This window comes from Pseudoalteromonas sp. AS84 (genome assembly GCF_038900255.1).
Taxonomy (GTDB): Bacteria; Pseudomonadota; Gammaproteobacteria; order Enterobacterales; family Alteromonadaceae; genus Pseudoalteromonas.
On sequence record NZ_JBBMQY010000011.1, the window covers coordinates 130,772 to 138,529 of the forward strand.

5 protein-coding genes are annotated in these 7,758 nt (G+C 38.6%); 3 read left to right on the forward strand and 2 right to left on the reverse strand.

Annotated features, from left to right (window positions below; genetic code table 11):
- Positions 1–29 precede the first annotated feature (29 nt).
- Entirely contained in the window at positions 30–2,849 is a 2,820-nt protein-coding gene (locus tag WNY79_RS12905) for an ATP-binding protein (RefSeq protein ID WP_182195494.1), read from the forward strand.
- Positions 2,850–2,913: 64 nt separating this feature from the next.
- Here WNY79_RS12905 and rho read toward each other — a convergent pair whose 3' ends face one another.
- Positions 2,914–4,173 carry a transcription termination factor Rho gene (rho, locus tag WNY79_RS12910; protein ID WP_002960945.1) on the reverse strand — a complete coding sequence of 420 codons (1,260 nt, stop codon included), beginning with the start codon at positions 4,171–4,173 and terminating at the stop codon, positions 2,914–2,916.
- Between the two features lie 185 nt (positions 4,174–4,358).
- On the reverse strand, positions 4,359–4,685 hold the full coding sequence (gene trxA / locus WNY79_RS12915) for a thioredoxin TrxA (protein WP_002960942.1): 327 nt from the start codon (positions 4,683–4,685) through the stop codon (positions 4,359–4,361).
- Positions 4,686–4,776: 91 nt separating this feature from the next.
- Here trxA and rhlB point away from each other — a divergent pair, with 91 nt between their 5' ends.
- Together rhlB and gppA are read left to right on the forward strand one after the other, a co-directional pair.
- Positions 4,777–6,054, forward strand: coding sequence for an ATP-dependent RNA helicase RhlB (gene rhlB, locus WNY79_RS12920; RefSeq protein ID WP_024598841.1), 1,278 nt, complete (start codon positions 4,777–4,779; stop codon positions 6,052–6,054).
- A 43-nt stretch (positions 6,055–6,097) separates the two neighbouring features.
- Positions 6,098–7,591, forward strand: a complete 1,494-nt coding sequence (gppA, locus tag WNY79_RS12925) for a guanosine-5'-triphosphate,3'-diphosphate diphosphatase (RefSeq protein WP_024598842.1) — start codon at positions 6,098–6,100, stop codon at positions 7,589–7,591.
- Positions 7,592–7,758: the final 167 nt, after the last annotated feature.

Genomic DNA, 7,758 nt, shown 5'->3' on the forward strand with positions numbered 1-7,758 from the left:
TATAAGTAACGGTTTGAAGGATTAAAATTATGCTGGGCAAGTTAAAATGCCTCTTATTTACTATATGCTGTGTACTAATAGCTCCTGGTTATGCCCAAAATACTGATTCTTTATTTGAGCAATTCAAAAACGAAGTACAGTGGGAGCCTAAATTACAATTAGCAAACATGCTACTTACTAATAAAGATGCCTCCAAAAAAGAGCGTGTCGCTGTTTATTCGGCATTGGGTAATAGTGCGTTATCGGCTGATAATTTTAAAGAATCTTTACACTATTTTAAATTACTAGAACAACATACTTCAGATACATTCTTTCCTGATGAGCACTTTCGTGCAATTAAAATGCAAGGTGTGGTGCTCTTCTATCAAGGTTTATTTCAAAAAGCCATTATTGAATACAGCCGTACCCTAGTATTAGCTGAAAAAAATGAGCAATTACTTGAACAAGCAAATTTACTAAATAATATTGGCTTGGCCTATTTTAATATGAACAAGTTAGGCGATACTCTAGAGTTTTATTTAAAAGCAAAAGCTATTTACGAAGCGCACGGCAGTGAACAAGATCAAACCGATATACTACTTAATATAGCTGGCGTTTATATACGCTTATCACGCTACGATAGTGCGTTTAGTCTTTATCAAGATGTACTTAAAGTTTATCAGCGATTAGATGATAAAAGCGGTATTGCGCAGGTATATAACAATATGGGTGTTGCTCATATGGAGAGCAACCAATTTGATTTAGCACTACATTATTATCAGTTAGCGCTGCGATATTATATTTCAGCTAATGATTACAATAAGTTATCTACACAATATACTAATTTGGCAAATACTAATTTAGTATTGAAAAAAGTTGATGAAGCATACGAGCAAGCTAAATTAGGTGAGTACTATGCGCTTAAAATAGATAACCATAATTTAGAGCTTAATGCGTTACATGCGCTGGCTAAGATTCAGTTTGTTAAGGGCAATTTAGATGAGGCTCAAATAAATTTAGATCGAGCTATTTTACTTGCCCATGAATACGGCAGTGAGCGAATAATTAGGGAAAGCTTGGGGGCCAAAGCACTTCTTGAAGCGAGTAAAGGCGATTATTCAAGTGCAATGGCTTTGCAACAAAAATACATTAGTGAGCTGCGAAAACTCAGAAGTACGGCAATTATTAACGCGCTAGCGGTGCTTCAGCATCAATTTAAAGCAACACAATTAAACCAGGAAATAGAAAAACTTAAACAAGATCGCCGTGTGCAAGAACTGAAAATGTCGCAGCGTTCTCAGCTTACTTTATTCTCTTTTTTACTATTACTGTTAGTTGTAGTAACAGGTATTGCACTTTACCGTCGTGGTGCAGAAAAACGCGCTAAGCAGCAGTTAACAGAACAAGTTACGCAACGTACTGCAGAATTGCAGGCAATTGCACAAGAGCTCAGAGAGGCCAATGATGTTAAAAGCCAGTTTTTAGCTAATATTAGTCACGAAATTCGCACTCCACTAACGGCTATTTTAGGGCAAACAGATGCCTTAATTAATGAATTATATGAGCCTGAGTCACTTAAAGATGAATTAAGAGTAATTCAGCGTCACAGTGACCATTTAAAAAGCTTAATAAATGATGTACTTGATTTAAGTAAAATTGAAGCCAATAGATTAGAGTTAAATATTTCGTGCTTTGATATTGTCGAGCTCGTAAATGACGTACATGCCATGTTTATTACCCAAGCAAAAGCAAAAAATCTACACCTTATTTTAGACAATCAAGTGGGTAATGAGTTTTACACTAAGCTCGATTTGATTCGCGTAAAGCAGATTCTTATAAACTTATGTGCCAATGCTATTAAGTTTACTCACGCTGGCCAGATCATCATTGCTTTAAATAAGAGTGATCAAGGGCTGGTTATTATTATAAAAGATACCGGTATTGGTATGAGCTCTAAACAGTTAAAGCTTATTTTTGAATGCTTTAGCCAAGCAGATAACAGCATTAGCCGTCGCTTTGGTGGTACAGGGTTAGGCCTTAGCTTATCACAACAATTAGCCGCGATGATGGGCGGTTATATTAGCGTACAAAGCGAATACAAAAAGGGCAGTCAGTTCTCGTTCTTTTTACCGTGCGCAGAAGTAAATAAATCGCAAAGCATGATTGAAGCTCAAAGTACTTCTAAGGAAAATAAGCGATTGGCGGGTCGTGTTTTACTTGCGGAGGATCATCCTGATAATCGTAGGCTAATAAGCCGCTATTTACGCTCAATGGGACTCGAGGTTATTGCTGTTGAAAATGGTGAGCAAGCGGTAGAGCAGTGCTTAAAAGAATACCCTGACTTAGTATTACTCGATATTCAAATGCCAGTGATGGACGGGCGTTCTGCTTTCCAACTATTGAAACAGTGTGGTTTTGAACGGCCTATTTTTGCTTTAACAGCAAATGCTATGAGTCATGAAGTAGATAGTTACTTAGAGTTAGGGTTTACAGGTTACTTAGGTAAACCGATAGACAAAGAGTCATTTTATAAAGCGCTCTCTAATCACCTACATAATGCAGAAGATCAGCCAATTATAAAGCAAAATGAAGTTGATATGAGCGATCTTGTGATTAGTTTCAAGCAGAGCTTTGCTTTGGAGAGTGAAACGATTACCCAGCATTTTATAAGCGAAGATTTAGGTGCGCTACAAAAAGATAGCCATCGCATTTTAGGGGCTGCACAAATGTTTGGTTTGGATGAAATTGCGCAATCGGCTAAAAATTTAGACAGAGCACTTCTACACAGAACCCAAAAAAGCAGTGCAAATGATTTTAAAGCGCTCGTTGATACACTGCAGAGTGTACTTAAAAAGTATAATGAGAGTTAAACTGTATTTAATCCAGACACAAAAAAAGCGCCTTAGGCGCTTTTTTTATTCAATTAAAACGCTTTTATTGGCGTCTCATCGAATCAAAAAATTCATCATTGGTTTTGCTCATCGATAGTTTATCGATTAAGAATTCCATTGCATCAATTTCTGACATGTCATGAACAATTTTACGTAGAATCCAAAGCTTTTGAAGTTCATCTGGTTTTGTTAGTAATTCTTCACGACGAGTACCTGAGCGGTTAAAGTCGATAGCTGGGAATACACGTCTTTCCGCAATTTTACGGTTAAGGTGAAGTTCCATGTTACCAGTACCTTTAAACTCTTCGTAGATAACCTCATCCATTTTAGAGCCAGTATCGATAAGAGCTGTAGCTATGATTGTTAAGCTACCACCTTCCTCAACGTTACGTGCAGCACCAAAGAAGCGCTTAGGTTTATGTAATGCGTTAGCGTCAACACCACCAGTAAGTACTTTACCTGATGAAGGAATAACGGTGTTATAAGCACGTGCTAAACGAGTGATTGAATCCAATAAGATAACAACATCTTTTTTATGTTCAACTAGGCGTTTTGCTTTTTCGATAACCATTTCGGCAACTTGTACGTGACGAGAAGCTGGCTCATCGAACGTTGATGCAATAACTTCACCTTTAACTAGGCGTTGCATCTCTGTTACTTCTTCCGGACGTTCATCAATAAGTAAAACCATTAATGTTACATCAGGATGATTGTGCGTAATTGATTGTGCAATATTTTGAAGCAGCATTGTTTTACCCGCTTTTGGCGGAGCTACTAACAAACCACGTTGGCCACGGCCAATAGGAGATGCTAAATCAAGTACACGGGCTGTAATATCTTCTTTACTGCCGTTACCACGTTCCATGCGAAAACGTTCGTTTGCATGTAATGGAGTAAGGTTTTCAAAAAGAATTTTAGTTCGAGAGTTTTCAGGTTTATCAAAGTTAACTTCATTTACTTTAAGTAAAGCAAAGTAACGTTCACCGTCTTTAGGTGGACGGATAAGACCTGAAATTGAATCGCCAGTACGCATGCTGAAACGGCGAATTTGGCTAGGTGAAACATAAATGTCATCTGGGCCAGCTAAGTAAGAGGCTTCTGATGATCTTAAGAAGCCGAAACCATCTTGTAAAATCTCTAATACACCGCCGCCGAAGATATTCTCTCCGCCTTTGGCATGGGATTTAAGAATGGCAAAAATGATATCTTGCTTTCTTAAGCGGGCTACGTTTTCGAGCCCCATGGACTCAGCTAAGTCTACAAGCTCTTTAATGGACTTGTCTTTTAATTCGCGTAAATGCATATTGGTGGGTTCTTTATTACAGTTGTCATACTCAAAATCGCTTTGATCGTTGAGTGAGGTTTGTTGAATATAACTAAGGATTAGTTGGCTTTATAAACTAGCAGTTCACTGGCAAAGCGTCCAGTCTTTATACAAAATAAATTTAAAAAAGGGCAAAAAGCCCTTTTTATTGTTCTAGCTTACAGTTAGATGTTGTTTTCTAAAAACTCGATAAGTTGAGTTTTTGAAAGAGCACCTACTTTCGTTGCAGCTACTTGGCCATCTTTAAAAAGAAGTAAAGTAGGAATACCACGAATACCAAATTTTGGCGGTGTGCCAGCATTTTGGTCGATATTTAATTTAGCAACAGTCACACGGCTGTCGTATTCATCAGCAACTTCGTGAAGAATAGGGGCGATCATTTTACAAGGTCCACACCATTCAGCCCAGAAATCTACTAGTACTGGTTTGTCTGATTGTAATACGTCAGCTTCAAAGCTATCGTCAGTAATTTGGATTATTTTCTCGCTCATTGCGCTCTCCGATTTAGTTAGGCGAAATATTTAGTGCGTATTTAAACACTCTTGTTTCTTATTGCAAGTTTAAACGTTATGCTTAAACGCTATGACTAAGACACATTTAACCGATAAAAAGTTTTCAGACTTTGCTATCGCACCGGAAGTGGTTGCCGGTTTAACCGAGAATGGGTTTGAATATTGCACACCTATTCAAGCAAAATGCCTACCTTTTATTTGTGATGGACGCGATATCGCGGGCCAAGCTCAAACTGGTACAGGCAAAACGTTGGCGTTTTTAACTGCCACGTGCCATCGGTTATTACAATCTAGCAAAGCACCTAGTAAACATCCAAGAGCCCTGATCATGGCCCCTACTCGGGAGCTTGCGATTCAGATACACAAAGATGCTAAAATTTTAGCGCCGCACTGTAATCTTAACTTAGGTTTAGTATATGGTGGCGAAGATTACGAAAAACAACGTGCACAACTAGAAAAAGGCGTTGATATTTTAATTGGTACTACAGGTCGTCTAATTGATCTGTATAAGCAAGGCTGTTACACCCTTAATGAAATTGAGGTAGTCGTGCTTGACGAAGCTGATCGTATGTTCGATTTAGGTTTTATCAAAGATATTCGCTATATGTTCGATCGTATGCCAGATACATCAAAGCGTTTAAACTTATTATTTTCTGCCACATTATCGTATCGCGTACAAGAATTAGCTTTTGAGCACATGACAAACCCAGAGCATGTTCAAATTGAACCTGACGTTAAAACGGGTAAACGTATTCAAGAAGAGCTATTTCATCCTTCGCAAGAAGATAAAATTAAGCTGTTGTTAACCTTAATTGAAGAAGAATGGCCAGAGAAAGCAATCGTGTTTGCAAATACTAAGCACAGTTGTGAAACTGTTTATGCTTGGCTTAAGTCAGACGGTCATCGTGTAGGCATGCTTACTGGTGATGTTAACCAGAAAAAACGCCAAACTATATTAGCGCAGTTTAGCAAAGGCGACTTAGACTTTTTAGTTGCTACTGATGTTGCCGCGCGTGGTCTTCATATTCCAGAAGTAAGTCATGTATTTAACTTTGACCTACCTGACGATTGCGAAGATTATGTACACCGTATTGGTCGTACTGGTCGTGCTGGCGCATCAGGCCACGCAATCAGTTTTGCGTGTGAGCAATATGCTTATAACTTGCATGAAATTGAAGAATATATAGAGCACAGCATTCCTTTATCTCATTATGATAAAACAGCATTGCTAGATGATTTAACTCAGCCTATTATTCAAAGAAAGCGCAACTATTCAAATGGTCCACGTAACCGTAGTAATAACAGCGGACGTCGCCCAAATAATAGTTACCAAAAAGGACGGTCGTAAGCGACTGTTTGTATAAGTAGTAGTAACTAGAGGTTTTTGAACGGTGGGGCAACTTAAACCGCAAAAAAATGTATACGCAGTTATTGATTTGGGCTCAAATAGCTTTCATATGCTTATAGCCAAATCAATTGCTGGCGGTCTACAAACAATTGGACGTGTTAAACGCAAAGTCCGATTAGCCGCAGGGCTTGATAAAGATAACGTATTGAGCACTGAAGCAATGCAGCGAGGCTGGGAATGCCTTGCCCTTTTTGCTGAGCGCCTACAAGATATCCCAGATAAAAACATCACCATAGTAGCAACAGCTACCTTACGGTTGGCAACTAACGCCGAAGTATTCAAAAACCATGCAGAGAAAATTCTTGGCCATAGCATTAATGTTATTAGCGGAGAATTAGAAGCACGCACAATTTATAAAGGTGTTGCTCATACTTCATCTTGTACTGGCAAACAGCTTGTTATTGATATTGGTGGTGCAAGTACCGAAGTTGTAATTGGTAAAGCATTTGATGCCTTACATTACAAAAGCCTCAATATGGGGTGTGTTACCTATCTTGAACGCTATTTCAAAGACTGCCAATTAAGTAAGGGTAACTTTAACGCAGCTATAAAGGCAGCTCGTACAGTCATTGATGAAATTTCTCCAGAATATAAAACAGCGGGATGGCAAATTGCATCTGGTGCTTCTGGCACAGTGCAAGCAATTCAAGAAATTATGGTCGCTCAAAATCTTGACGATTTACTCACGCTTGAAAAGCTCAACACTATAAAAGAGCAAGCAATTGCATTTAGCACCATTGCAGCGCTAGACCTTCCTGGATTAAGTGAAGACCGTCGACTGGTATTTGTATCAGGACTCGCAATCTTAATCGCACTATTTGAATCTCTTGAAATAGAAAAAATGGGATTGGCGGGTGGAGCACTGCGTGAAGGTGTTTTATATAGCATGGTTCCGGAGTTTCATAATAACGACATTCGTAAACGCACAGTTGATGGGTTTATGAGTCGTTATCACGTTGATCAAAAACAAGCGTGTCGAGTTTCAAGCTTGGCTATGCAGTTAGCGATAAGTATTGATAAAGATTGGCCAATTGAAAGTTTAAATGGGTTACCACTATTAAAAGCGGTAGCGCAGCTTCATGAGATTGGATTACTAATAGAATATAAGCAGTATCATAAACACACCGCTTATATTTTGGAAAATACTGATATGCCTGGTTTTTCACAGTCAGAGCATAAATTAATAGTAGCGGTAGCGGATGCGCATCGTTCTGATTTTCCAAAAGGCTGTTTTAATTCACTCGGCGTAAATAGTCTATTAGCGCAATATATAGTGAGATTACTACGAATAGCAGTCATCTTATCAATGCGCAGACAAGATGATGTACTGCCTAAGTTTGAGTTAACTGCTAAAAATGAAGTGTTAGACCTTAAGTTTAAAAGTAACTGGTTAAAAGATCATCCATTAATGGCTAGCGAGCTACAACAAGAGTCTAAACAGCAAGGTAAACTTGGGTGGAAGCTCATAGTAAACTAATTAAAAAGGCCCATCAGGGCCTTTTTAGTGTTTAAAGTAACCATTTCGATGTAAATGTGTGCGAACAGCACATTATTTCACGTTTTCTTCAAAAAAGGGTTGATCTGTTTTCGGATCTCCCTATAATGCGACCCCACTGAGACGGGAAACGCCAACGCATAGCGAGG